This is a genomic window from Teredinibacter purpureus, assembly GCF_014217335.1.
Lineage (GTDB): Bacteria > Pseudomonadota > Gammaproteobacteria > Pseudomonadales > Cellvibrionaceae > Teredinibacter > Teredinibacter purpureus.
In genome coordinates this window covers 188,456-214,091 of the sequence record NZ_CP060093.1, presented here as the reverse complement: position 1 = coordinate 214,091, position 25,636 = coordinate 188,456, and the positions used below count along the sequence as shown (strand labels likewise).

At 42.9% G+C, this 25,636-nt stretch carries 21 protein-coding genes; 19 read left to right on the top strand and 2 right to left on the bottom strand.

Features of this window, described 5'->3' with window-relative positions:
- Positions 1–231 precede the first annotated feature (231 nt).
- The 5 genes from H5647_RS21705 (at position 232) to H5647_RS21685 (ending at position 8,828) form a co-directional block, all read left to right on the top strand.
- The gene (locus H5647_RS21705) at positions 232–1,416 is read left to right on the top strand and encodes a ribonucleotide-diphosphate reductase subunit beta (protein ID WP_045861786.1); all 1,185 of its coding nucleotides are present in this window, start codon (positions 232–234) and stop codon (positions 1,414–1,416) included.
- A gap of 252 nt (positions 1,417–1,668) precedes the next feature.
- Positions 1,669–4,449: a ribonucleoside-diphosphate reductase subunit alpha gene (locus H5647_RS21700; RefSeq protein WP_052692308.1), complete on the top strand. Its 2,781-nt coding sequence runs from the start codon at positions 1,669–1,671 to the stop codon at positions 4,447–4,449.
- 481 nt (positions 4,450–4,930) lie between these two features.
- Positions 4,931–5,749 (top strand): SprT-like domain-containing protein, encoded by an 819-nt coding sequence (locus H5647_RS21695; RefSeq protein ID WP_045861784.1) that lies wholly within the window; start codon positions 4,931–4,933, stop codon positions 5,747–5,749.
- A 698-nt stretch (positions 5,750–6,447) separates the two neighbouring features.
- A complete protein-coding gene (locus tag H5647_RS21690; protein ID WP_045861783.1) occupies positions 6,448–7,674 on the top strand; it encodes an AAA family ATPase in 1,227 nt (408 codons plus the stop codon).
- 2 nt (positions 7,675–7,676) lie between these two features.
- Positions 7,677–8,828: a ParB N-terminal domain-containing protein gene (locus H5647_RS21685; protein ID WP_045861782.1), complete on the top strand. Its 1,152-nt coding sequence runs from the start codon at positions 7,677–7,679 to the stop codon at positions 8,826–8,828.
- Positions 8,829–8,833: 5 nt separating this feature from the next.
- On the opposite strand, the gene H5647_RS21680 is transcribed toward H5647_RS21685, so the two are convergent.
- The gene (locus H5647_RS21680; RefSeq protein WP_052692307.1) at positions 8,834–9,853 is read right to left on the bottom strand and encodes a site-specific integrase; all 1,020 of its coding nucleotides are present in this window, start codon (positions 9,851–9,853) and stop codon (positions 8,834–8,836) included.
- A 461-nt stretch (positions 9,854–10,314) separates the two neighbouring features.
- On the opposite strand from H5647_RS21680, the gene H5647_RS21675 reads away from it, so the two are divergent.
- The 8 genes from H5647_RS21675 (at position 10,315) to H5647_RS21640 (ending at position 16,160) form a co-directional block, all read left to right on the top strand.
- Complete coding sequence (locus H5647_RS21675; protein WP_200911677.1) at positions 10,315–10,704, top strand: DotD/TraH family lipoprotein; 390 nt, start codon at positions 10,315–10,317, stop codon at positions 10,702–10,704.
- 10 nt (positions 10,705–10,714) lie between these two features.
- A complete protein-coding gene (locus tag H5647_RS21670) occupies positions 10,715–11,584 on the top strand; it encodes a type IV secretory system conjugative DNA transfer family protein (protein WP_045861780.1) in 870 nt (289 codons plus the stop codon).
- A complete protein-coding gene (locus tag H5647_RS21665) occupies positions 11,581–12,834 on the top strand; it encodes a type IV pilus twitching motility protein PilT (protein WP_045861779.1) in 1,254 nt (417 codons plus the stop codon). The genes H5647_RS21670 and H5647_RS21665 overlap by 4 nt, the downstream gene beginning before the upstream one ends.
- Positions 12,831–13,121 carry an IcmT/TraK family protein gene (gene icmT / locus H5647_RS22515; RefSeq protein WP_045861778.1) on the top strand — a complete coding sequence of 97 codons (291 nt, stop codon included), beginning with the start codon at positions 12,831–12,833 and terminating at the stop codon, positions 13,119–13,121. Before H5647_RS21665 ends, icmT begins: the two co-directional genes overlap by 4 nt.
- Positions 13,114–14,163 (top strand): ParM/StbA family protein, encoded by a 1,050-nt coding sequence (gene parM / locus H5647_RS21655; protein WP_052692306.1) that lies wholly within the window; start codon positions 13,114–13,116, stop codon positions 14,161–14,163. Before icmT ends, parM begins: the two co-directional genes overlap by 8 nt.
- A gap of 10 nt (positions 14,164–14,173) precedes the next feature.
- Positions 14,174–14,692: a hypothetical protein gene (locus tag H5647_RS21650; RefSeq protein ID WP_162926482.1), complete on the top strand. Its 519-nt coding sequence runs from the start codon at positions 14,174–14,176 to the stop codon at positions 14,690–14,692.
- A complete protein-coding gene (locus H5647_RS21645; RefSeq protein WP_045861776.1) occupies positions 14,689–15,297 on the top strand; it encodes a hypothetical protein in 609 nt (202 codons plus the stop codon). The genes H5647_RS21650 and H5647_RS21645 overlap by 4 nt, the downstream gene beginning before the upstream one ends.
- Before the next feature lie 467 nt (positions 15,298–15,764).
- Positions 15,765–16,160 (top strand): hypothetical protein, encoded by a 396-nt coding sequence (locus H5647_RS21640; RefSeq protein WP_162926481.1) that lies wholly within the window; start codon positions 15,765–15,767, stop codon positions 16,158–16,160.
- An 880-nt stretch (positions 16,161–17,040) separates the two neighbouring features.
- On the opposite strand, the gene H5647_RS21635 is transcribed toward H5647_RS21640, so the two are convergent.
- Complete coding sequence (locus H5647_RS21635; protein WP_162926480.1) at positions 17,041–19,293, bottom strand: DotA/TraY family protein; 2,253 nt, start codon at positions 19,291–19,293, stop codon at positions 17,041–17,043.
- A gap of 238 nt (positions 19,294–19,531) precedes the next feature.
- On the opposite strand from H5647_RS21635, the gene H5647_RS21630 reads away from it, so the two are divergent.
- From H5647_RS21630 to H5647_RS21605, 6 genes are all read left to right on the top strand, one after another.
- Positions 19,532–20,026, top strand: a complete 495-nt coding sequence (locus tag H5647_RS21630) for a type IVB secretion system protein IcmW (protein ID WP_045861772.1) — start codon at positions 19,532–19,534, stop codon at positions 20,024–20,026.
- The gene (locus H5647_RS21625; RefSeq protein WP_052692305.1) at positions 20,019–20,645 is read left to right on the top strand and encodes a hypothetical protein; all 627 of its coding nucleotides are present in this window, start codon (positions 20,019–20,021) and stop codon (positions 20,643–20,645) included. Before H5647_RS21630 ends, H5647_RS21625 begins: the two co-directional genes overlap by 8 nt.
- Positions 20,646–20,654: 9 nt before the next feature.
- Positions 20,655–21,806 carry a hypothetical protein gene (locus tag H5647_RS21620; protein WP_045861771.1) on the top strand — a complete coding sequence of 384 codons (1,152 nt, stop codon included), beginning with the start codon at positions 20,655–20,657 and terminating at the stop codon, positions 21,804–21,806.
- Complete coding sequence (locus tag H5647_RS21615; RefSeq protein WP_045861770.1) at positions 21,806–23,002, top strand: hypothetical protein; 1,197 nt, start codon at positions 21,806–21,808, stop codon at positions 23,000–23,002. Before H5647_RS21620 ends, H5647_RS21615 begins: the two co-directional genes overlap by 1 nt.
- On the top strand, positions 22,999–24,132 hold the full coding sequence (locus H5647_RS21610) for a hypothetical protein (RefSeq protein ID WP_045861769.1): 1,134 nt from the start codon (positions 22,999–23,001) through the stop codon (positions 24,130–24,132). Before H5647_RS21615 ends, H5647_RS21610 begins: the two co-directional genes overlap by 4 nt.
- A 110-nt stretch (positions 24,133–24,242) precedes the next feature.
- Positions 24,243–25,583, top strand: a complete 1,341-nt coding sequence (locus tag H5647_RS21605) for a hypothetical protein (RefSeq protein ID WP_045861768.1) — start codon at positions 24,243–24,245, stop codon at positions 25,581–25,583.
- Positions 25,584–25,636: the final 53 nt, after the last annotated feature.

Below are 25,636 nucleotides of genomic sequence, written 5' to 3'. Positions count from 1 at the left end.
TGAGCAACGCTACCTGTGTTAATTCAAATAACTGGCGGGGGTGGCGTTCAGCTGCTTTCACAGTTTCCCAGACTTCAGCGCCCGTTTCGCTATCGCTACACGGATAAAAAAAACATTAAGTGGAGAGAGGTGGGGTTAATCTGGCGACCTTTCCATGTGAATTGCTGGCACTTCTTATTTAGGTACGTTGTTCATAGGCAAATATCAATATGAACTGCGGAGAAAATAGCCATGTTAAATTGGAATGATTTTGACGATGAGTCTACAGGGTCTGTAAATACTCAAGAAACCCAACCTTCGATAGAAGCATCCCCACAAATAGATGTGGTCGAGCAAGCTAAAAAGAGCGTTGAGAACCTAGATATCGCTCCTGGCTTGGAAGAGCTTGAAATGGGTGCAGCCCGTGTCCAGGTAGACGATAAGAAGATGATCAACTGCCGAGCTGACCTAAATCAGCTTGTTCCTTTCAAATATGACTGGGCATGGCAGAAGTACTTAGATGGATGTGCAAATCACTGGATGCCCCAAGAAGTTAATATGTCGAAAGACATTGCTATGTGGAAGGATCCTAATGGTTTGACTGATGATGAGCGTTTAATCATTGAACGTTCTCTTGGGTACTTCTCTTCAGCTGATTCTCTAGTGGCCAACAACCTTGTCCTGGCTATATACCGCTTAATTACAAACCCCGAATGCCGTCAGTACTTATTACGACAAGCATTTGAGGAAGCTATCCACACTCACGCATACCAATACTGTGTTGAATCCCTAGGCATGGATGAAGGCAAGGTTTTCAATATGTATCGTGAGGTTCCTTCCGTAGCCAAGAAAGCTGCTTGGTCTATAACGCAGACACGCGGTATATCTGACCCCACATTCACGAGCGGTACTATTGAGACAGACCAAGAGCTACTTCGTAACCTAGTGGCATTCTATGCCGTTACTGAGGGTATTTTCTTCTACTGCGGATTCACCCAAATATTGTCTATGGGACGACGCAACAAGATGACAGGTGTTGCTGAACAGTTTCAATACATCTTACGCGACGAATCAATGCATCTTAATTTTGGTATTGACGTGATCAATCAAATCAAAATGGAAAACCCGAAGCTATGGACTGAAGAGTTTCAACAGGAAGTCATTCAGATGGTTCTTGAAGGTACTGAGATCGAAATACAGTATGCGAAAGACACTATGCCTCGCGGTGTATTAGGTATGAATGCGGCAATGATGGAAGAGTATTTACATTACATTGCAAATCGTCGATTGGCACAGCTTGGACTGCCAGAACAATTTAAAGGCGCTAACAACCCATTCCCATGGATGAGCGAGATCATGGATCTTCGTAAAGAGAAAAACTTCTTTGAAACTCGTGTTGTTGAATATCAAGCAGGTGGAGCACTGAACTGGGATTAACCCAGTTCTTTTGCTTGGAGGGCTGCTGTCATGTCGCATAAAAATCCATCACTCCTTAACCTGAATAGAACGCTTATGAAGAGACAAGCCTTCATTGAGTGGGGTAAGTATTTACCTTTCTAGATGACTTGATGACCGGCATGGAAAGGGTACTTTAGCTACATGTCATTCATACACGATGATATTTATATTAAAGCGGACTTAGTGCCGTAATTATTAACAAAACAAAATCATAGCTAGTGGAGAATTATTATGAATATATCAGCATTAACGCCTGGACAGATTCGAGTTATTAAGCGAGACGGTAGGGCAGTTGAATACAATGATGACTTAATCCGTATCGCAATCACCAAGGCTTATATGGATCCCCGTGTTATAGGTGAGGGGGGTGCTGTATCAGCAGAAGTAAAAGATAAGGCCATTAAAGTTACGGCATTAGTTTCTGATGTGTTTAAAGCACGTATGCCTTCTGGCGGTACTATTCATATTGAAGAAATACAGGATCAAGTTGAGCTTGCTCTAATGCGATCAGGTGAGCATCAAGTAGCTAGATATTATGTTCTATATAGAGAGGAGCACTCCAAACAGCGTGCTCTTGAATCTACAGGTGCTGAGAAAGCCAATGGCTCCGTCCTTTATGTTACCAATGCTAATGGTGATAGAGAGCCTCTTGATATTGATCGTTTGAATGTAATCGTTAAGGATGCATGTAAAGGCTTATCAAATGTAGACAGCGATGCAATTATAAGTGAGGCATTGAAGAATCTCTTTGATGGAGTGGAAGAGAAAGATGTTTCTAATTCACTAATCATGACAGCCCGATCTCTTGTAGAGCATGACCCTGAATACTCCTATGTAACTGCTCGCCTATTACTAGACTCTATACGCAATGAAACCCTTCCTGCATTGGGGGTGGCTTACTCAGCGACTCAGTCAGATATAGGTTCAGTCTACAAAGAAGCACTATGTGCATTTATTCCTATGGGGGTGGAGCACGAACTTCTCAGCCCTATGTTAATGGGTTTTGATTTAGAGCTATTGGGTTCAGCCATCAAGCCAGAACGCGACAACCAATTCACCTACCTTGGTCTACAAACTCTTTACGATCGCTACTTTGTCCATCATGAGGGCCAACGCCTTGAGCTTCCTCAGGTCTTCTTTATGCGTGTGGCCATGGGGCTTGCTTTAAAAGAAGACGATATCAATCTGCGGGCCATCGAGTTCTATAACTTACTGTCTTCGTTCGACTACATGTCTTCTACGCCGACTCTCTTCAACGCCGGTACCCGACACAGCCAGCTGTCCAGCTGCTACCTCACCACCATTCCCGATGATATGAAGGGCATCACCAGCGCGTGGAGCGATAACGCCATGCTGTCTAAATGGGCCGGTGGACTGGGCAATGACTGGACTCCCGTACGTGCGCTTGGCGCCCACATCAAAGGCACCAACGGACAATCTCAAGGTGTCGTACCCTTCTTGAAAGTCGCCAATGATATCGCCGTAGCGGTGAACCAAGGCGGTAAACGTAAAGGCGCTGTCTGCGCTTATCTCGAATCCTGGCATCTCGACATCGAGGAGTTCCTCGAGCTGCGCAAAAATACCGGTGATGATCGACGTCGCACCCACGATATGAATACCGCTAACTGGATTCCCGATCTGTTTATGAAGCGTCTTTTTAGCGATGAATCGTGGACTTTGTTCTCCCCTAACCAGGTACCCGAACTTCATGATTTAGTGGGCAAGGCCTTCGAAGCCAAATATCAAGAATATGAAGCCAAAGCCGCTGCGGGCGACATCAAAAGTAAAACCATTGACGCCAAGGCGCTATGGCGAAAAATGCTCGGGATGATTTTTGAAACCGGACACCCATGGATTACCTTTAAAGATCCTTGCAATCTACGCAGCCCACAACAACACGTCGGTGTCGTACACAGCTCAAATCTATGCACTGAAATCACCTTAAACACCAGTAACGATGAAATTGCCGTGTGCAACCTGGGATCCGTCAATCTTGCTCAACACGTCTCCGATGACGGTATCGATCGCGAGAAGCTGAATGCCACCATTAAAACCGCGGTGCGTATGCTCGATAATGTGATTGATATTAATTATTACGCCGTACCACAAGCAGAAAAGGCCAACCAAAAACATCGACCAGTAGGCCTTGGCATTATGGGGTTCCAAGATGCCTTGTACCTTCAGAAGATTCCTTACAGCAGTGAGCAGGCCGTTGCCTTCGCAGACTTGTCTATGGAGCTTGTTAGCTTTGCCGCCATCGATGCCTCGGCAGAATTGGCTAAAGAACGCGGGGCGTATCAAACCTTTGAAGGCTCACTTTGGAGCCAAGGGGTGTTGCCTATCGATAGCATTGATTTGTTAGCGGCCGAGCGTGGACAGGATTTCTTGAAGATGGATCGCTCTTCGACCTTGGACTGGGATGCATTGCGCGAGAAAGCCAAAGCCGGTATGCGCAACTCGAATGTCATGGCCATTGCGCCGACTGCAACGATATCGAACATTGTCGGTGTGACCCAATCCATTGAGCCCACTTACCAAAACTTGTTTGTTAAATCCAACCTCTCCGGAGAGTTCACGGTCATCAATCCTTACCTGGTCAAGATGCTGAAAGACGAAGACCTATGGGATGCCGTCATGGTAAACGATCTCAAGTACTACGAAGGTTCGTTGAAAAACATTGAACGCGTTCCCGACTACATCAAGACCTTGTTTGCTACGGCCTTTGAAGTCGAACCCAAGTGGATTATCGAAGCCGCCAGTCGTCGTCAAAAATGGCTGGATCAAGCTCAGAGCCTAAATATCTATATCGCCGGTGCCGATGGTAAAAAACTCGACCTCACGTATCGCATGGCTTGGATACTCGGATTAAAGACTACCTATTACTTGCGTTCACTGGCCGCTACAAGTACCGAAAAATCCACCGTTAATACCGGTACCCTCAATGCTGTTAACCCCGTATCACTGCCCAAGGCATGCAGTATCAATGACGAGGATTGTGATGCCTGCCAGTAATGTTTAGTTTCACCCTCCGCAAGCTTTAGCCCCTCTTTGTAGGGGCTTTTTTTTGTCTTTAATTTGTGAGTTATTAAAGTCGTTAGTCGCCGCCAATACCGAAACACTTCACTGCCAATACACGTTCACTCTCAACTCCCAAAGATTGTAATGTCTTCCAGTCGAATTTATTTTCCCCTCCGTAAACTCCAGCACCTCATTGCAAGGGCTTTTCTAGAGTTAAATTTCAGCCATACATTGCGCACCCATTTGGTGCGCTCAAAGACCGCAAAAACCCTTCGCGCTATCGCGCTTTGGGAAAACCTCTGACCGCTATCGCGGTTCAGCAGGTACGTCAGGCGCTATCGCACCTTCCTCCACTTACAAAACCGCAACACTAATTTCCCTAATCTTTACCACTAAATATATTCATGTATTTTCTGGATTCTCCTACCTGTTTTGCTATAATTGTTTTGTACAAAACAATTTATGAATCGGGCATATGAAACATACACCAACAGAAGAGCTTTACCTTTCATTGCAATCTGCCTTTGATCATTTCAATCAAGAGCTTTTTGAGGGGGAGCTTCCAAGTGTCATTTTTACGATGCAACGGAAGAACAAATGCATGGGGTTTCTTTCTGCTAATCGATGGGCGTCTCCTTTAGGTGAGGGGTATTGCCATGAATTAGCCATTAACCCTACATACGTTGGTAAAGCATCGATCCTAAGTACGCTGCAGGTGATTTGCCACGAACAAGTTCATATCTGGCAGGTCATTCGCCCCGAAGAAAGGAAGTGCAGTAGGAGCGGATACCACAACAAAGTGTGGGCAAATAAAATGGAAGAGATTGGTTTAATGCCGTCTTCTACTGGTGCTCCTGGTGGTGCAAAAACAGGTCAGAATATGAGTGACTACCCAATAGAAGGGGGTAGATTTTTGGAGGTTTGCAGAACACTCATTAAAAAAGAAGAGTTTAGGATTCCATGGTTTGATCGAAAAGCAGAACCAGTATTCGGATACCAGCCAACTCCGGAAGTTTTGGAATACTTAAACACTGAAGGTAAAGGCGAGAACAGTCACGAAGATAATCCTGGGGCGACAAGTGAAGAAACTTTTCAAGATATAGCTGCTTTACTTTCCGCACCTCTCTCAACAATGGTTGGACAGGAGGAGCAACAGGTTTTCCTTCAGGCGGCCAAATCAAATCAAACGCGAACCAAATACCAATGCCCTTCTTGTACGACCAATGTATGGGGAAAGCCAAATTTGGCAGTGAGATGTGAAACTTGCGATATGAGCTTTGTTTCGGTTGGGTGAACTCATGTAAAGCGAACTTAATCAGAGGATAGGGCGACCAGTAAAACTACTAAATGCGAGATAGGGGTGATTATCCAATGTCTTGATTCTTGCTTTCTTGGATATTACATCTCCATCAAGTGAAAAAGCACTTGGATTTCGGGATAGATATTTCTGCTCCTTTTTATTCTATTCCCCCCGTTACTGCGCACACGTAACACCCTGTTACACACTTCAATTGGACGGCGTTACCCCCTGGAGCGTAACACTTCTTTTTTAGGGTAAATGAAAATACTTGGAGACCCTCCACTAATCCAATGGATATTCTGTAGTGCGGTTTCCGGCACACTATCAGGAGAAACAATCTATATAGATCGCTTATTGCGGTTTTCGACACCCAAAGAGAAGACTCCTAGCTCTAGGCCCACCAGAGTGCGGTTTTCGTCTTTTTAGCCAAGAAAAGTTCTTCCTCATTGCTTTTCGTGCGTTTTACGTCACTTTGCGGGCTTTTTGAGGGCCGGGCGCACCTGTGAAGCTATCTATATGCTCGTTGATCCCCACTTTCCTAATATACCAGCACAAAGCGCTTGTTTCCGTAATAACCTAATGATATTGTGATTTTGCGTAATTACACGAATTATTACTAGTTTTGCGTAATCACAAGCTTTTAGAGTTTGTTTGCGCAACTCTAGGTTAGAATTGATATTTGGAGGACAAGTATGAATACACCGCTAAGCCAACCTAAAATAAAAGGCTCTGATGTATTCGGCCATATGAGGGTGCAAACAGAGAAAGCATTGCTAGCTTTGCTGAAAGACTCTCAAGGGAAAATGAACTTTGATCTACAAAGTAGACCTCTTGCTAGACTCTTTACCCCTCAGGAAGCAGCAAATATGGTGGGGGTCTCTGGCACGACCCTGCGCAAGATTGAAGAAACTCTCGTTAAAGATGGTCGAATTGAACCTGTTGAAAAGAACCCTAAGACAGGTAAGCGGCTAGGGTATACGTTTCATGTTATCCAAGAAGCTAGGGAATATCAGGGAACATTGCCGTGGAGGGATCCTGAAACGGATCCATGTCTTATCGTGGCTGTTATTCATTTTAAAGGAGGGGTTGGAAAGACTGAGACAGCCTCAAACTGTGCTCGATCTTTAGCCTTAAAGGGTTACCGAGTTGGAATTATCGATTTAGATCATCAAGGTAGCACCACGGGAAGTTTTGGTTATCTTCCTGATTATCACTTTAAGAAAGAACACACAATCATCCCTTATGTCACTGGTGAGCAAGAGACCTTACACTACGCCCTCCAAAAAACGGCATGGCCAAACATCAAACTGATACCAGGTTGCATGGCCTTAGAAGATTTTAACTGGGCGCTTGCTTTTGATGCTATGGATGCTTCGTTTGAAGAGCGAAAGGAGCTCCACTATGAGCTGCAGCGAGGTATCGATACCATTAAAGATGATTTCGATGTGATTTTGATTGATAGCCCTCCCAGTTCATCTATTAATTCCTTTTCTATCATTGCTGCCGCCAATGGGATAGTTATTCCTTTGCCGCCGGCTAAGCACGACTTAGCCAGTACAGCGCAATTTGCAGCGATCGGTGAAAAGCTGACGTCAGGAATACTGGAGGACAAGTATTACCACTTTTTTCGATGTCTGATAACCAAATTTCAGAACCAGGGTAACCGATCAGACAACGATAAGGATTTCAGAAGTATCTATCAAAGCTACATGCCGGATTGGTGCTACGAAAAAGTATTTCGTCAGATGGCACCAATAACAGATGCCGCAGCGGAATTTACAACCGTCTATGAGATGGAAAACCCAAATAAAGACATACTGAAAGAATTGGATCAGGTATTCGAGCAGGTAGAGTTGGATATTATTAGCCATTGGCCATCCAAGAAAGACTATCTGACGAAGCTAGGCTACGGGGGTTAGCCATGAGTAGGAAAAAACGCGATATGTCGAAAGTCCTCTCTGGAGCGAATGACGAGTCTGCACAAATGGGGTTGAATGAGGACCAAGGACTGGGGGGCATTGATGGTATTGTTGGTCGACCAGGTACTATTGAGGGGGGAACTTCCTATGATATACCGGCGGCCACTTTATCAAATAGTGGTGTGCCAGCATCTAAGCGAGATGATTCGCTCAGTAAAAAACGTCGTTGGATTCTAGAGCTTGACCCAAGGAAGTGTAGACGCTGGCTATACTATGATCGCTTCCCTGAGTGGTTTACGTACGAAGGATGTCAGGATGTCATTGATTCTATGGAAAAGCGAAAGCGTCAGGAGTTTCCTGGCGTTGTTCGGAAGTTAGATAACGATCCAGACGGGTACGAGTGGGAGGTGGTATTCGCAGGTCGGCGACACTTCGCAGCAAGCTATTTAAGTGATAAGCATGGAGAGGTGTTCCCATTTATTGCCGAACAGCGCGATATTACAGATCAAGAAGCTGCGGAGTTGATGGATCTTGAAAACACCAAAAGAAAAGGTCTTTCGAATTTTGAGAGCTGTGTATCTTACCGTCAGCAATTGGGGAAAGTACCCGGGTTTGAACCTATATATGAAACACTTAATGAGCTTAAAGATGCAATCTTAGGCAGTGTTGAATTTGACCATGGTGAGAAACCACCGACAAAGGCGAGCTTTAGCCAGATGGTGGCTGCTGGCGAGCTTAATGAAGTTGAGGAGTTGATCTCTCTATTCCAGGGGCGAAGAATAAAGATAAAATGGACACTAGCTTATCATTTAATGCAGGCATGGAATAAAGGAGGTGCTGCCCAAAAAGCGATTCTCCGGAAGGCCGATCAATTGCGAGATTTTGCAGATGATAAGCCCGTTGATTGGTTACTTAAAGCGCTGATAGGAGCTCCAGATGCTAGTGAAAACAAAGAAGACGCTTCGAGCCATTCCTATAGTAGAACATTCAAAGATGATGGCGGGGCGCCCATCATAAAGGCTAAGCTTGCAAAAAATGAACTTAACCTGAGAATTCCTATTGATAGTTTGAAGGACAACGCAGAAGCGGTGATTGCTGAGCTTGTAGGGCAGGCAATGAAAGAAGCCAAAAATTCAATCGATAAAAAACGTTAATCTACCTAGCGCGCGCTTTGACCTGGACCCTGTGTTTGGGTCGGGCGCCCTTGAAAAATAAGGCGCACTTTCGCCACCTCTCCCTTGTTTGGTTTTGGTAATCCCCCCCGTGATCGACCGAATTTTGCTCTTCCATAATGAACGCTAGCTGTATCGTCCGTTGCATGTCCTACAAGGGCGGCAATCTCCTCTCTCTTGAATTTAGCCTTTTTAAGGTTGGCGATAAACTGGTGCCGGCAAGAATAGATTGCTACTTTTCTCGTTGCAGAAGGGAAAAGCTTTTTAACCGTTCGGTATAAATGTCCGCGGATGCGCTTATAGTAGTCATGCCATGTCTTTTCCTTCCCTTCAGGCGAAAGCCAGCCATTCGGCGTTCGAGGGTTTGCATACTGCAGGGCTAGTCTAATAAATAGAAGATCTTTGTCAGACATTTCAGATAGATGAAGGTGCCTATATTCGCCGTGAGCTCGACCGTTTGTGGCTTTAGCATTTTTTACTTTTAATAAAGGTAAGTCTTCACTGGAATAATTATCGATTGGATCTGTTATCAAGAAAGCCGATTGCCATTCCTCTGGTCGTAAACCCGTAATAAGAGTGGCCTTAAAAAACGCTAAAGTGGGGCGTGCCCAGTAGGATTCTTTTGCTGTTCTTTGCAAGTGATTAGCAATGCTATCTTCTTCATTCTCAGTAATAGATTTTTTCTTCCGGGCAGAAGTTCGGCGATCTGTGATCGGGTCTTTTTTTATGTCTTTGCATCCTTCATTCCCTTCGGCGAATAGCTTTTCGGACAGCTCAATCTGATTCTTATGTTGTAAAAACCACACTAAAGAAGCTTTATATTGTCTCCATGTGGAGGCGCTAATCTCGGGTTTGAGTGCAATTGCCCATTCGACAAAACTATTGATATCTGATGTATCACCTGCAGTTTTTTGAAAACGATCCAATAATGATTTAGCGCGATCTAAATACGCAACTTTTGTTTCGTCTGATTTGCTAACTTCTATTCCGTCGTTAACTAATGCCACTTGGATTAATCCCACTCAGTAAGCTGATAAATAGAAAATAATTAATAACAAATGGAAAAATCTTATTCCATTAAAAAATTCAGAAAACAGCAAGTCCTCCTCTTTCATGCTGTCGTGCTGCACGTAGGCAAAGGGAAGCCCGATTTATCTTTCGAAAAGTAGAGATTTTCTTTGCCGCCGTGTATTGACTTTGATTGAATGTGATTACCGGTTTAGTGCGGTTTTCTGCACTTAAGCGCTGCTTAGCCGCACGAAAGAATAACTCATTAATTACGGCTTTCGGATCGGCACCAATAAAATGATACAGATGATTGCGCGCTACGTGCGTTTTTCGAATCGAAATAGAGAGGTTTTAAAAAATGCAAAATTGGAAGATGCTCATTTTAATAGCGGGAGGATCTATTGGTTTATCTGCATGTAGTTCGAGCCCGCTAAGGGTAAACGAGCCTGATCCGGCGGCGATGAGATTAGCTCAGGTAGCAGAAAGTATTCAGGTACACGACAATGACTTGGCCGATATAGAAATGGCCCGATACGTAAGAGGTAACGGTAAAGGCCCCGATGCGATAGATGTTTCGATGGTTCCTTCGCTGGAAAAAGTTGTTTCATTGGGTGCCGCTTGGCATGGGCCAATTGACAAGTTGGTTGACAAGTTATCTGTATTAGCGGGACTGAATCCACCTCGTTATTTAGGCGTTAAACCTTCTGGAGACGTCATTGTTAATGTTAATACAGACTATCGCCCCATCATTGATATGTTGCACGATGCTGGAACTCAAGCTGGAAGTCGAGCAAATCTCACGCTGAAAGCAAAAGAGCGTTTGATCGAAGTCGAATATGTTCCTTACTAGGAGAACTTCTATGACTCCTAGATTAACGCACTTAAAAGGGATCGTGTTTGTCACGCTCACTATGTTGCTTGGGGTTAATAATACAAGCGCAGAGCAAGTAGAATTTGCACCTGAGATGCCAGAAAAGGAGATGCCACATCGTCTCAAAGAACTTTACAAGATAACTAAGAAGACGGGTTACGATAAAGACGATCAAGGCGTAAAACAGATCAGGCTACGTACTCTTAAGCAAGCGGCGTTTTCCTGGGGTGTTCAAGAAGGGCTCTACTGGCGCTATCAAAATATCGTTGAACTGATGGAGTCACAATCTTTAGAGCTACATACGGTATTTAGCTTTAACAAGTTTATAGTTGATGGAAAAATGCTGTTGCCCTCAATTGTGCAGGCTGAGCGCATATTTGATCAGACCTCCGACACCTCGGTAAGAACAGTAAACGTATCATTTACTCTCGATAAGCCAGCAAGACTTGTCCCGCAGCCTCCTACATGGCGTGATTATTTGATTCGATCTGTCGATGAACCTCAAAAGCCTCATGACGTAATTTTTCCTAGAACATCGGATGAGCGTGAGGTTTGGATTGAAAATTTAAATCGCGGTTGGTACGAAGGGATAAAACAGGCTGATGATATTTACGAAATCGACCTCCGTCAAATGACAAAAGATATTGAGGGAATGTACCGTTTTCGTAAGCTTCTGGTGATGGGTGTTGTAACTATGCCTCGGATATCTTCATCAAAGTATTCTGTTATGAAACTTGATAATGGCAAAACAATTAATCTCAATGACGTAGTTTACTCCATCACAGCGCAATCTGATTTTACCGATACCGATAAATGGGAACCGTTTTTTAGAAGCGGTCGTGCAGGTGATAACCAATGAGTCAGTTAATGTGGGAAGGGGAAGATCCAAGAAGGTTTACAAAAGAAAAGTTTGATGAGTACTTGCTCTGGTGCTTCGATGAAGGAGCTTCGGATATTCTGATTGAAGTTGGTGAAGTTCTTGGGGCCAAAATCGATGGAGAGATAAAAAGGGTTGGACAAAGAATACTATCTTACGAGGAAGTTTCTGAAATATTAATCGAAATTGATCAGCATGCCTCACCAACACTAATTAAATCTGGTGAGCCTTTAGACTTTCGCTATTCGGTGCTTAGAGAAATAAGTGAAACAGAGGAAGAGTTAATTCGATTCCGTGTAAATGCTACGGGCTGCGAGCCACCATATGGGGCTAAAGATGGACTTGAGATCGTATTGAGAACAATCCCTGGCACTGTTCCTCATTACGAAGATTTGGGTATTCCAGAAGAAATTATGGAGGCTTGTTCGGCAAAGTACGGAATTATATTAATAACAGGTCCAACCGGCTCTGGTAAGTCAACTTCTATTGCAGCGATGCTTCGAGAAATAGTCGAAACAAGACCAGTACACCTTATCACTTACGAATCTCCCATAGAATTTAACTTAAAGAGTATCCCCAATAGAAAGGCGTGGGTAGTACAGAGTGAAGTCCCTGGCCATATTTCTGATTTCAGAGTAGCAACTGCGAATTCATTGCGTCGAGCGCCTGACATAATTTTATTTGGTGAAGGTCGAGATAAAGAAACAATATCTGCATGTATTCGTGAATCTCAAACGGGTCACCTTGTTTTCAGTACCGTGCATACGAATGATGTTCCAGGAACAATTTCTCGCATGGTTGATGAGTTTGAGCCCTCGGAACGACGTGGAACAACAGCAAAGCTTGTAGATGCGATGCGTATGATAGTGCATCAACGATTGTATCCTCGTTTGGGTGGCGGCCGTGTCGCTATTAGAGAATATCTTTCGTTTAGCGATGAAATGAGAAGACATTTGCAAATGTGCTTACTCGGTAAAGACGATTTGGGTACGGATATACGCGAACAACTAGAAAAAAATGGCAGGCCACTTCTTACTGATGCGATTGAGCATTTTCGTGCAGGTAATCTCGACCTATCACAATATGCTCTTATTGTTAACGAGGTCGGGAAGCCGGAACGTGATATGGCAATCGTTGCCGACGTGGCTAATGAATTATATGCAGCTGGAAAAATAGATAAAGAGTTGTTTGATTCTTGGATGAAAGAGTTTCTGGAGAAGCATAACAAATGAAATTCTACGAAGATGTTCAATGGCGTAACTCCGGTTTAGCTGCCCGAATGGGGTTGGGTGTAGTGTCTATTGATGCACGCGCCTTCTTACCAATCTTAGGACTAATTCTGCATATTTCTTGGACGACGCTTTATGTTTTTATGGCTGTGGTAAGCCTATTCGCAATCCTTGAGTTTCTGGGATATTCAGCGCCAGTAGCTCTTAGAAAACTCCGCTCATTAATAGCGGGAAAACACCGTTTTGTACAACGAACAGTTTCACGACGCAGGAGATTAATCAATGGTTGAAGCAGCATTGAAAAAAAATGAAGAATCACAAGCAGTAACTCCTATCTATACCGACATCATCGATGTAGCAGTAGATAATGGTTATGCTGATCAAAAGGTTGCCTTTTGGGCTACTAAAGATGGTAAGCGATTTATTGCTGAGGTGTTATTGCCGTCCCGAGCGCAGATGGGAGCAATTAATGTCGCGATTGATGGTAAGTCGGCAGGTGTCTATGACATTGATGGAGAGCCATGGACTGTTGGTCGAGATGTTACTGAGCCGGAGTCTATTCGGGGTGAGCGATACTCGTATTCAGAGATGAATGCTGTCTTAGTCAATCATTCGTTAATTGCAGCTGGGTTTGCTGGTAGAAACGTTCGCATTTCTACTGGGCTACCCTTTGAACATTTTTTCAAAAATGGGCAGCCCAACAAAGACCTCATCGAAAAGGTTAAAGCCTCCTTAAAGACGAAAGTTAATCCGAAAGGTGATTTTAAAGCTGCAATTATTAAATCTCATGAATTGTACCCTGAATCTACCGCAGCTTTTGTCGACTATGCCGTTGATGAAGAAACGGGAGATATGAAAAACGAGATTGAAAATGGCTTGGCTGTTGTTGATATTGGTGGAAACACTACCGACATTACTTACATCAACTCGGATAATCAAATTAATATCCAGCGTTCGGGATCAAAAAAGCTGGGTGTTCTTAATGTGCGAGACCGATTACGTCGGCTGATTCAAGATACATTTGATGTTGCCGAAGTGAGAGATGCACAGCTCGACCGTGCTCTGCGAACTGGTTCATGCAAAATATTTGGTCAAGATCAAGATGTGTCTGAGCAGATTGATGCAGCAAAGAAGGAAAGCGTTAAAAAGCTTATGAATTACGTTGAAGAAACAGTCGGAGACGCTGGCGACTTGGATATGGTTTTATTTGTCGGTGGCGGTGCAGCAGTTTTGGGTGATGTTATTAAAAAGTACCCGCATGCACACGTACCGGATAGGCCCCAGTTTGCGAATGCTCGTGGAATGCTGAAGTACATGTCTTTTGTGGTTTGAGTAATAGTCTATGACAGTCGAACATCGCCTCGCGTTTGAGTTGTATAGGGTGGAGGGCTTGGAGTCTTCAGCCCTAGACTCTGTGATACAGAAAATATCTATATCAAAACGCTCTCATGAGTATATCAGGAGAATAATGGTACAAGGTTTTCTGCTTGACCGAATTCTTGATAAAGCTGGCGTAAATATTCCGGACTTAAAGTCTGCAATATGTGCAAATTACTCTGGGAGTGAAAGCGAAGAGTTCAAGTTCCGACTAAACATTGAACCGGACGCCGAGCTAATCACGCCGGAAAAAGAGATATGGACTACGGTGTCAAAAATATCTAAGCGAGGAGGCCGTAAAGGCTATCTTCGAGATCTTTTCCTTCATGGGTTCTGGTTTGAAACCTTACCATCTAGGGATGCGAACATTATTAAACGCGTGTTTTCAAATAGTGCTGAAGATGAAATTGGTTTACCCGTTGTTCCAGTGGTACCAAAACAGAATTCAGCTAAATCCAAACTTGGAGGATTAATGCCCTCATGAATAAAAAATATCTAACTTCCTTTATCGGGGTTGCGTCCATATCATGCTTGGCGCTCACTTCGCTAACCGCCAATGCGAATTTCTATGTTGATTATCAAGGGACTGATAGTAAAACAGTTAATGCTGAAGAGCTGCGAAGATTGAAAGGCGCGCCAGATGGCTATCGCATCTTGGCTGATAAAACATACGGAGTAGTTCACCAGGTAGGCAAGGGATCATCCGTAAACATAGAGATTTTTGGTGCTGAACTGGCGCTTAAAGACGCCATATCTATGATGATGCCAGACAAGTGGATCGCATACATTGATGAAAATCTAGAAAATCCGGTGAGCGTAGATTTTCAGGCCAAGAACGAGCCTTGGATCGGTGTTTTGGCTCGTGTTGGGATTAACTATGGTTATAGATTCGTAGTGGACTGGGATCAGAAATTGCTGCAAATATCCCCGGATGAGGACTTTGTCGCTCCAGACTATAATGATCCAATTGCGCTTAAAGACCCGCACTCCGGCCGAACTATTTTCGTCTATTCGGCAAAGCCTATCGCTAAAGGTGGGGTGATTTTAGTTGATGGGAAAGCTATCCCTGTCAAACTGGAAGATAAATAGAGCGTTAACGTCAATAAGTGTTTGCTTTTTGATCGTAACATGTTACGCTTTATCTAGGTTGGTGCAATATATGGTTTTTTCGATAGACGATTCTTGGTACTTGATGTTAATAAAGCTGTTAATTATTAGCTTATCTATGTCCATAGTCTTTTGGTTGATCAAGATGAGTGCTTATAATTTCTATGAGAGGATGCTTAAGTTAGTTTTCTCTGTAAAGTCGAAGAGTTTCTTCGTGCTAATTAGGGGCGGTGGCGCTTCGCTGGTTAATGTTTTGTTCATCTGGCTTATGGTACAAGGTGCTATTATGTTGGCGTCTGGGTATTCAGGTATATCCCCAAAGCAGTTGATGCTGTGGAACTACCAGGAGGTTTCTTTTGGGCTTGTTGTGTTTGGGTTGTCGCTATTGTGTTATGTGAAGTATGGTGCCAGAAAATTATCTGGCTAGTTAAATGATTGGAGGCAATAAAATGGTTGATTTTGTTTTGACTAGCTCCGAAATGAACAAATGGGCCCAAAGGCTTGCTGCCGAAGATTGGACTTGGATTACATGGAAGTGGTTATTAGGAAACAGCGCGCTGATTGTAATTTGGCTGGTGTTTGTGCTTGCGGTAGTTCAGATGCTATTACCAAAATCACGTCAACGATTGTCTCGCGTAACTGGGAGAAATGTTGATGGGAGCACAATTTTCACTGGTATAGTATTTACTTGGCTTGCAGGGACTTTTTCTCATGGCGCAATTTTTGGATCGGGACCGTATGGTTACTGGCTGCAAAATTGGCTAGGGGAATCGACATTTCAATATGTTGCTGAGTGGACGTACACTTACTTTACCCTTTTTGGTCCAATTAAGTTCTTCTTGTAAAGAGTATCTCTTGCCAGAATAAGAAGAAAGATTACTCTTAAAATTTTTAGTAATCTTTCTTTATTTCATACTAAAAAATATAGTTCTACATTACTGCACTAGAATCTGTAGCCTTCTTCCAAAGAATAAACGAAGATAAAAATCCTTCATTTATATTATTAGAGTGTCATAATCCACTGGATTTGAGGGTATTGTGACTTTCGGTACAAAGCGTCACTAGACAAAAACGTATCACTATTTCTAAAACTTAGACCCTTCCACGGACTATCACCTATTAATTACGCTAGAAGTTCAGTCAAGTGAATGTCAGTATTACTCAGCAATAGTGTAAACAAAGTTTATATACGTACTAACGGATAAATTGAGCAAGATACTCAGCTTTTGGATACTCATTGTTTATTGTGGTGACGCGCCTGATCTAGCTGCAATAAGCTAAACATCAATAGATTGACGGTATCCTTCTTTTCTTATTCGGTAATAATGTGTTTCCACGTATACCATAACCCCTCCATATATTAGCATGTTAGCTACGGCTACAAATATACAACTCTTATAGAACGGCGGCTTAAACACAAAATAGTACATATAGCCGATATCTGTGAACCAACAATGGCTCACTCCCGGGAAAAAATTTACATCTATTTATGTGAGAAATATCGTGCGCCCGACTCGACAGATTTATCGCGGATGTTTTTAACCCGCGATGTTTTCTTTACGAGTATAGTGGTCAAATTGATCGTTGTTACAGGAGGGTAGAGGAAGTATGGAAAAGCATGGGAGCAAATATGTCTGGCCAGACCAACTGCTAAAGTAATAGTCTCTTAATAGAAAGCAGCATACAACCGGAGTGGTTATATGCTGCTAATTTTCAGCCATATATTTATTTAGTCGAAAGCATCTTACTTAGCTTGGACATTCCTTGTTTTGCTGCACCGCCAGCAGCCCCTCCAACACTACCGCCACCGCCACCGCCACCGCCACCGCCGCCACCGCCGCCGATCTGACGGTTTCTATGAGCAGAATCAACTGACTTGGCAACGCCGCCGACAAATATCGAACGATTTTGTTGCTCTTGGCTGGCTTCTCCTAAGTTTTCTGCGCCGCCACCAATATATCTCAAGACTTTATCTGGTACCTCGTGAATTAATCCATAAGCGCGGTGGGCGATTTGCACCATTAAACCCGTAAAAATTGCTAGCATCCCAAAAAGCGTTATAACACCAGATAGATGGCCACCGCTCATGGAGCTCATTGCGGGAATGAATAGTAGCGATACAACCTTGCCCATTACGATCATTAACACCATCGATGCAAAAAAACCAAATATCATTAGTGTGGGGCGCAAAAATAGGGATAGCATAACCATATATCCAGCCATGGCTCTCTGTCCGACAAATCCATTACCCTCCGGCATTGCATGGCTTGCGGCCCAAATAGGCGCCGCGATCACAGCTTCTATTAATAAAACAAACCATCCGGCAACCCCCATGATCCAAAGAATTAAAGGCGTTGCGGGTAAATAGAATGCAAGCATTATTGCAATTGGTAAAAGAAGAATTCCCGCTAAGAAGAGAAGATTGCGTCCTTCTTGAATCAGTGTATTGGCTATAGAGGCAGGAAGCATTAATCCGGCCCCAATAAAACCACCTTTTGCGTCAGCGACATCTTCGGCGGCTTCTGCAGCAACATGAACAGGGAGAGAAGCAAGATAACCTATCTCGACAGCTGTAATTATATAGTGACCGATGGCTGACATTCCGGAAACTGGGTCTGGATTTGTAAGGGCTAAATCCATAATGTTTTTAATCCGGTCTAAGACAAAATTTAAACTCCAATCATCTTCAGCGTAGCTGCTTCTCTCCATCGCAGATACTGTATTACCATATTGATCATTAACGAGCATACTGGAGAGATAACTTTTTAATCCAGACTCAAACATTGAATAGTCGTCGTTTTCTTTTGCTTTTTTGGTTGGGCTTTCAAGTTCAGGTTTAACGTTAACCATAGTTTGTGTTTCGGCGTTGATTCTTTGGAAGTCCCAATACCATGCACCTATACTTATCCAGCCGGCATCTCGTGCGCCCACAGACGATCCTGACGTATCAGGGTTACCACCATCCCACTTATTTAATCTTATAGTAGCGATTCCTGACATTGCGGTATTTACCGCATTCTGGTAACCGTTTTTATATGTTTGAACAGCTGAATTTAGTGCATTTAGATCAGGTAATGGCTGAGTGTCATCCACTGCATAATTGACAATAGATCTAGCAATCGGATCCATATCTTCGTCTAGATCTGCCGTTAGCTCAATTATACTTTGCTGGAATGCGAGTACAGGTGCTTCTATTGCAACACCTTCGTCTATTTCAGAAAATTCTAAAGTGACGGACCCGCAGGGGTTAGTTCCATAGCTTCTTGGAACCCCAGCTGAAAATCCGGATATCCATGCCGCTGCGTACGCCCCTCCAGCAGAAATAAGATTATAGGTACTATCATATCTTTGGGATACACGATGTTTTGGTGATGACGGAGTGGATTGCGTTTGTGCTGAGTTTGCCATTGCCGAATTTTGGTTGTTGTTGACGAGCTCCACTGGGTTGTCTTCAATATTAATATGCCTATCAGCCGTATTAACCCCATGCATACAAACTCTGGATTCAAGCATGCTAGTAGCAATGCTTTCATATTTCACGCTTATGGTCGGAGGGTATAAGCTGCCAGTCGAAGCCATATAGTCCAAAGCTCGTTCCCAAGATGAATTTGCTAAGCCAATACCGTGCCCGGCAATCCAAATAACACCGATTTGCATTGTTGAATAGCCACCTGAAAAAGGAAGTACGAGTGCAAGAGCTACAACCATGCGAAGTGGTATCCACATAGTGCTATACATTTTTCCAAGCGGGTTTCCTTCGTGAGCTGAATTGAGTACACCCGTTAAAAAAACATATCCAACAACAAGCCCAGTAAAAACGAGCATTCCAGTGTTAAGCACTTCTGATAAAGCTCCTAGAATCGAGTCTGGATTAGCCGGGCCGGTACCACCAATAATAATGTCCACCACACTTCCGAATATATACCGTAAGTATTCAACGCTTTTATCGTTAGGCTGGACATCTGTAATAGATGCCATTGCGCCGCTGGCATAAAATAGAAGTCCGACGCTAACTAAAAATATCTTACATGCCGCTCTACTGCCCATTGGGGATTCCTGAATTAGCTGTTAGGTAACAATCTCTACTTTTAGAGAATTTTGCCTTGATCCGTACTTGATCAACGGCGCATTATTAATTATCAGATTGTCAATAGAACGCGCTTTGGTCAACGCAAAAGTGCACATTTCTTCAATTAATAGAAGTGGTAGCTAACAGATGAATTCATTCTTAATTGATTTGCAGGAATCAGCCATATCATCTCACTGGGAAAAGGGAGATAAAAGCATATTGGCGATACTCGGAAATATGCAAGATAGAGAAAGTTGGGTGCTAGATGAAAATAAAGATCTATTAAATGCGATTGTAGAGTGGGCTGGTAATCTTACAGGGCTTCAACTTGAGCAGGCAGTTGAAGAAAACCCAATAGCGATAATTAAGATACTTGCATTTATGAAGAGTAAACGCTCGTTAGTTTTTATCCAAAAGATTGAAGAGCATTTCCCTGGGGCAACGTCCGATCTTCTACTTGAAGCATTAGACAAAATAAATACGAATGAAATGGATACACGAGCTGAAAGAGTGCTTAGGGATAGATTGGTGGCTCTATTCAGAGTGGATCTTCTCGAGCGTATATTTTCCGATGAGCGTTCTGAAAAAATTAAACAAGCAATAAAAAACACTACTGAAAAATATGGGGGTATATATGCATAAGTTGGCTAGCCTATTGATAATTACTTCAGCGTTTATATCTCTATCTTCAAATGCACAAACAACAATTGCTGAACAGCAGCAGCAGCAAGTTCAAACGCTTTTAGCGGATATGAATCAAAGTGCAAAGGAGGTTGCTGACACTGTAATTTCGGATCCTCAATCCGCAATCGACGCTGGTTGTCTTAGCAATATCCAAGGCATTGATCTAAGCGTTTTTTCCGTAGACTTCACCAATATATGGGGAGCTCTTTATAATGCAGTAAAAGATCAAATTGTAAACTCGGCATGCACGGCCGCAACAGATTGGGTTAATAACCAAACTGCAGCACTTGATACGACCCTTCAGGCTCCATTTGGACTAGGTTCAATTAGTGTTGCTCAAGGTTCGGCGTTAAATGACTGGCAAAGCGCTCTGAGTACAGATGTTGAAATGGATAATACCGAACTAGCTACACAAGTTACTACCGATACATTGGGGCAAGTTCCTCCGCCCTTGGTGATTAGCGGAGCGATAAATAAAGCATCTGCTAATCAAGATACTCCCGGGCATAATAAAGAGGATTGGGAAAATAGAATTGAAGATGCTCTTGATGTGAAGCAACTTTGGAATGAAAACTAGGGTATTGTCATGAGAAATAATGTATTTATATTTGCCGCCAGTTTTATCTTCGCGTTCCCATTAACTGCTAAAGCAGGATGCGATCCCTGTATTCAGGCTGCCGCACAATCGGCGAACGCAACAATGACAAGCTCAATTAATGCTGTTACTACTTCTGTGCAAGCGAATGTATCGGCGACTCAGGCTCTAAATACTTCAATACAAGCAGTAAATACAACTCTGCAAGCAGCCATCAATTTAAATACACAGCAGCTTCTACAGGGCTTATCGGCATCCACTAATCGAATTGAATTATCCATTCAGCAAAACACCAAGACAGTAGAGCGTATGACTGATCATACGGTAAAGAGTCTAGTAAAAGCGTTAAAGGACGTTCGGGTCGCCGAAGAGGTTTCCGAAAACAATAAAACCTACAGTGATCAGCTGGCTCAACCTTTATCCGGAGTTATTGGAGCGAACCGAGCCCCACTTCTTAAAGAAGGTTTTGTACAGTCCAATCAGATCTGGAGGCAAATGTCCGATGATATGCATGAATGGAACAACAATACTAGCGATGTAGATCAAGCTGGATCGGGAATGAAAAAAGCAATTCTTTTAACGGAAGGTGATGATGTTTGGAATCCAATTCCTCTTGTTTCTGAGCGTCAAATAACTAGAGATCAATCACTAAATTTACAAAAATTGCTAACCATGTTAGTAAACCCCGTTCCACTCCCTGCGGCTACAGAAGAGCAAATGGCGTCTAGCCCTAAAGCAGCAGAGTATGAATTTGATAGAAAACTCCTAAATGCTAAATTAGGGTTAGCGCATTCAGTTCTAGCAAAAAGCATTGCCGATAAGCAACCATTAATTCCTATCTCTGCCAATGATTGGCAACAAGGTTATGTTATGGCAACTCCTGACTCGGAAGGTAATGTAAGTATTTTAAGCATGTTGGAGTCTGAAACGATAGGTAAACTCTCTTCTGAGGGATGGTATCAAGATATAAAAACAAAAACGGAAGCGGGAATTCTTAGAGAGCAGGTTTATCAGCAAGCAATTAATAACCATATGCTTCTCCGTTTGGTTGAGCAAGAAGAACAAAAACTATCGATGCTTGCATTATTAGCTATCTCCGAGTTAGAGGAATCGAAGCCTGTTGTGCCTGCCAGGAGAAACTAATGTTACTTAATTGCATTATAAAAGCAAAACGTATATTGCCGTTTTTTATTCTTGTTTGTTTACCGTCAATATCCTATGCGAATTTTGGATTAGGTCCGTGCTGCCCGCCGTCAGTATGCGGGATTATTCCGTGTGACAGTGGTTGTGCGGGAGCCGCAATAAATCAAATGGGAACAAATATATCCAGTGGATTTAACAACCTCAGCAGTGCACACCAAGATCTAACGAGCGCAGTACAAGATGCAATTGACGCGATGACTGATCTAGGGACTGATGTTAACGATGCTTTAATGAATCAGAACAGTGATCTTATGGACGGATTAAGTGCTTCTACTGCGAAAATTGAATTATCAAATAATGTCGCGACGAAGTCGCTTGAAAGGCTAGCCGATCACAGCGTTAATTCACTTGTGAATGCTCTAAAGGAAATAGAAATAGCAAGATCGACTTCAGAGAACAACAGACTGTTTGGAGGTAATGCGAATCCTGTAAGTGGTGAAACTGGGGCAAACCAAGCTATTGCAATTAAAACACTTAACGCCCAATTTAATCAGATATTGATATCCTCAACAGAAGAGTTTATTGATTATGTTAGTGATGAGAATAGTACCTCATCAGGCGCGGGTAATGGGCAACACAGAATGCAGTCACTTACTATGCTGGCAGATAACGACCGACTAGATAGGATATTAACATCGCGGGTCCTCGAGGGAGATGAATTCCAAAGTTTGCAATTATTGATTGGGCTTGCTGTTTCTAAATACCCTTTGGTCGAAGACAAAAGTATCCTTGATGAAACCTATAATCTACGTCGGAAGCGAGAAATATCACTTCTGGCAATGACATATAGTGGTTTGCTACATGCGTCCATGTCTAAAGTTGGATTGGTTGATGCTTCGTGGGCTGACTATTACCAAGATGCGAATACTAACCAGAGTGGTGATACAAGTTTAATCGCTTTCTATGAAGCTGATATAAACGGACGGCTAACAGATCCAGAGTGGTGGGGGTCAATCCTGAGGTTAAACCAAATAGGCCTCCAGCGTGAAAAAACATACCAAACAGCTGTAAGTGGACACTTGAAGGTCCAACTAGACAATCTATCGTCGTCGTCAAATGATCTGTTGGCCCTTATTCTTGCAAAAAAACAAGAGTCTAAAGCGGAAGGGTTGAGCGGGGCACATAAATCCTTATGAAATTTAAGATTCTGATATTGTTCTCTGCCCTTTCAAGCTCTGCATACGGGTGGCAGCCTTGCCTACCATTTTGTGATGCGGGTTGTGGTGGTGCCGCACTTCAAGCAATGGGAGCATCAGTATCTTCTGCGCTTCAAAGCCAGGCGAGCGCTAATCAACAGTTGTTACAAGGTCTGAATGACACTACCCAATCCACGGTAAGTTTGGGTACTGACTTAGTAGATGTTTGGACTTCTGATACGATGGATCTATTAGGGGCGCTGGATGCTAGGACGGCTAAAATAGAGCTGGCAAATACCGCGACAATAAAGGCTCACGAATTCTCAACCGATGCGATAAACAATGTCTTCGTTCAAACCCTTCGTGAAAAGTACCTGGCAGAAAAGATTAGTGATAATAATCGGGATTTTTCAGTATTAGCAATGCCTGAGACCGGAGAGATTTTGTCGAACGGTGCGGATAGCATTAAAGAGAGTTATTTAAAGTCGGTACAATTGGGAAATGAGATTTCCAATAATCAGGCGGTTTTCTCTGAAGAGTTATCCGCATCAGACACGGCTATCGCATCGAATCATAGGTTGATGGCGAATGATGATGTTTACGAAGGCCAAATTATTAATACTGAAAAGACGTATAGCCAAGAAGAACTGACAAACATTCAAACACTATTAACATATCTCTCTAATCCTCACCCTTTGCCTATTATCCCTAGGAAAGATTTGTCTTCTCCTAAGGCTCTTGAGTATGAGTTATCACGACGCGTACATAATTCAAAGATAGCTTTCGTGTCTGCAATTGTTAATCAAATGATTTCTGGTAGAGCGCAATTTTCTGATCCAGATTTTGTTAGATCATATGTAAGTAGAAGCTCTAGCTACCCAGAAATGAGTATGACGGAAACATTTGACGCCCTTGTGAACGGTCGAATTACTTCAGACGGGTGGTTTATGAATATCAAGATTCAAACAAAAACAGGGTTAAATCGTGAAATTACGTACCTCAAATCTGAGGAAAACGCATTGTTATTCTTGCTATCTCAGCGGCGGGAATGGCGGAATCAATTGTTGGCAATCCTTGTTACGCAGGGGTTGAGTCGAAAGATTGACGAACTCGATAATAATGAATCATAGATCATGCTGCCTTATATTTAAGGCATTCTATGGATTTAAGTGGCTGTTTCATTTCAAAAATGTATAAGTGCGTACATAATTAAATAAATCTATACCGCGAGGACAGAGAAATGGATGACGAAAAAATTAATGACAATACCGTCGTTCAGTTTGAAGGTAAACAGGAAGAAGTAGACCAGGATAAAATAGATCTCGTGATGGGAGATCAACAGCCTCTTGGTTTGGATGAGGGGTACGTGCCTACAGACGACGCAGATACACAAGATCTATTGAGAGCTATGGAGGAAGGAGAATTTCCTGAACCAATAGATGATCAAGATTTTAGTGAAGAAATCATACCTGACACCGCCGCTGAAATGAGTGACGATATTCGTAGTATGGTTGAAGAACTGGCTGGGGAGTCTAACACTCAAGATGATCAAGAAGATGAGGATCAGAAAGAAGAGGACATTGAAGAGCTAGAACAGAAACAAAACTCCAGTATCGATGATTCAGAAAAGGAGTTACCTGATCTAGAGGTAAAAGAGGATCAGTTGGAAAATTCAAATTCTGAAAAGGCTTCTACCAGCCTAGACGATACCGATTCCAATGCTGAGTCTGAAAAGGTCGTTAGCTCTGAAGCCAAATCAGAAGACGCCCTAGATGGAGACAAAAACAAGGATGAAGACAAAGAAATATTTACGAGTAATGAAAATAATACGCCTACTGATTATGGGTACCCACAACAACAGCAACAGCCAGGAATGATGCAAACTAGTGCGCTAGGTGCGTTTGGCCATGCATTCGGCTCTGTAATAAATGGAGTGTTTAATGGAATAGGGATGGCTCTAGGTACTGGTGTTTCCGCTATGCGACAAACTAAAGAGGCGTTTGACACAGGATCTGGGGGCGCCACCATATCCAATAAGGTTGAAGCTGGAGCTCATTTTCATTTTAATCCTGCTCAGAAAGCTATGGAAAACAGCTTTAACCCTCAACGTGTTGATGAGTGGAAGCAAGCAAGAGTTGACAACGAGTTTATTAATCTCCAAACCGATATGGATGCGCATATTCGATCTGTTGATCGCCTAAAGCAAACAGAGTGGGCTAAAAAACTGCATACTATTGAGGAAAGTGGCGATCCTGAAATGCTTGCAAAAGCACCTGCGATACTAAATATGGCAAAATCAAAAACGGATTTCAAGGAGGCTGACAAGGATATTTCGTATTTCCAGGGTCATATTGAACAGCGTGCAGAACGCTTAAGTGGAATGCTCAAAGAGTCAAATCAAGACCCTCAGCGCTTGGAAGATTTGATGAATAATTGGCAAGAACAAGCGAAGAAACGTCTGGAAGATCTTCCCGATTCGAAAGACAAGCAGGGGATTTTAGAGCGTATTCAAAACTCTGCGCAGAATATCATGGCAGGTCTTCGTTCTCTTTTCGGTGCCGGACCTACCCAGCGAATGTAAATTAATATTTCAATTTATATATTTAAAAAGGCCGATCCTTCAAGATCGGCCTT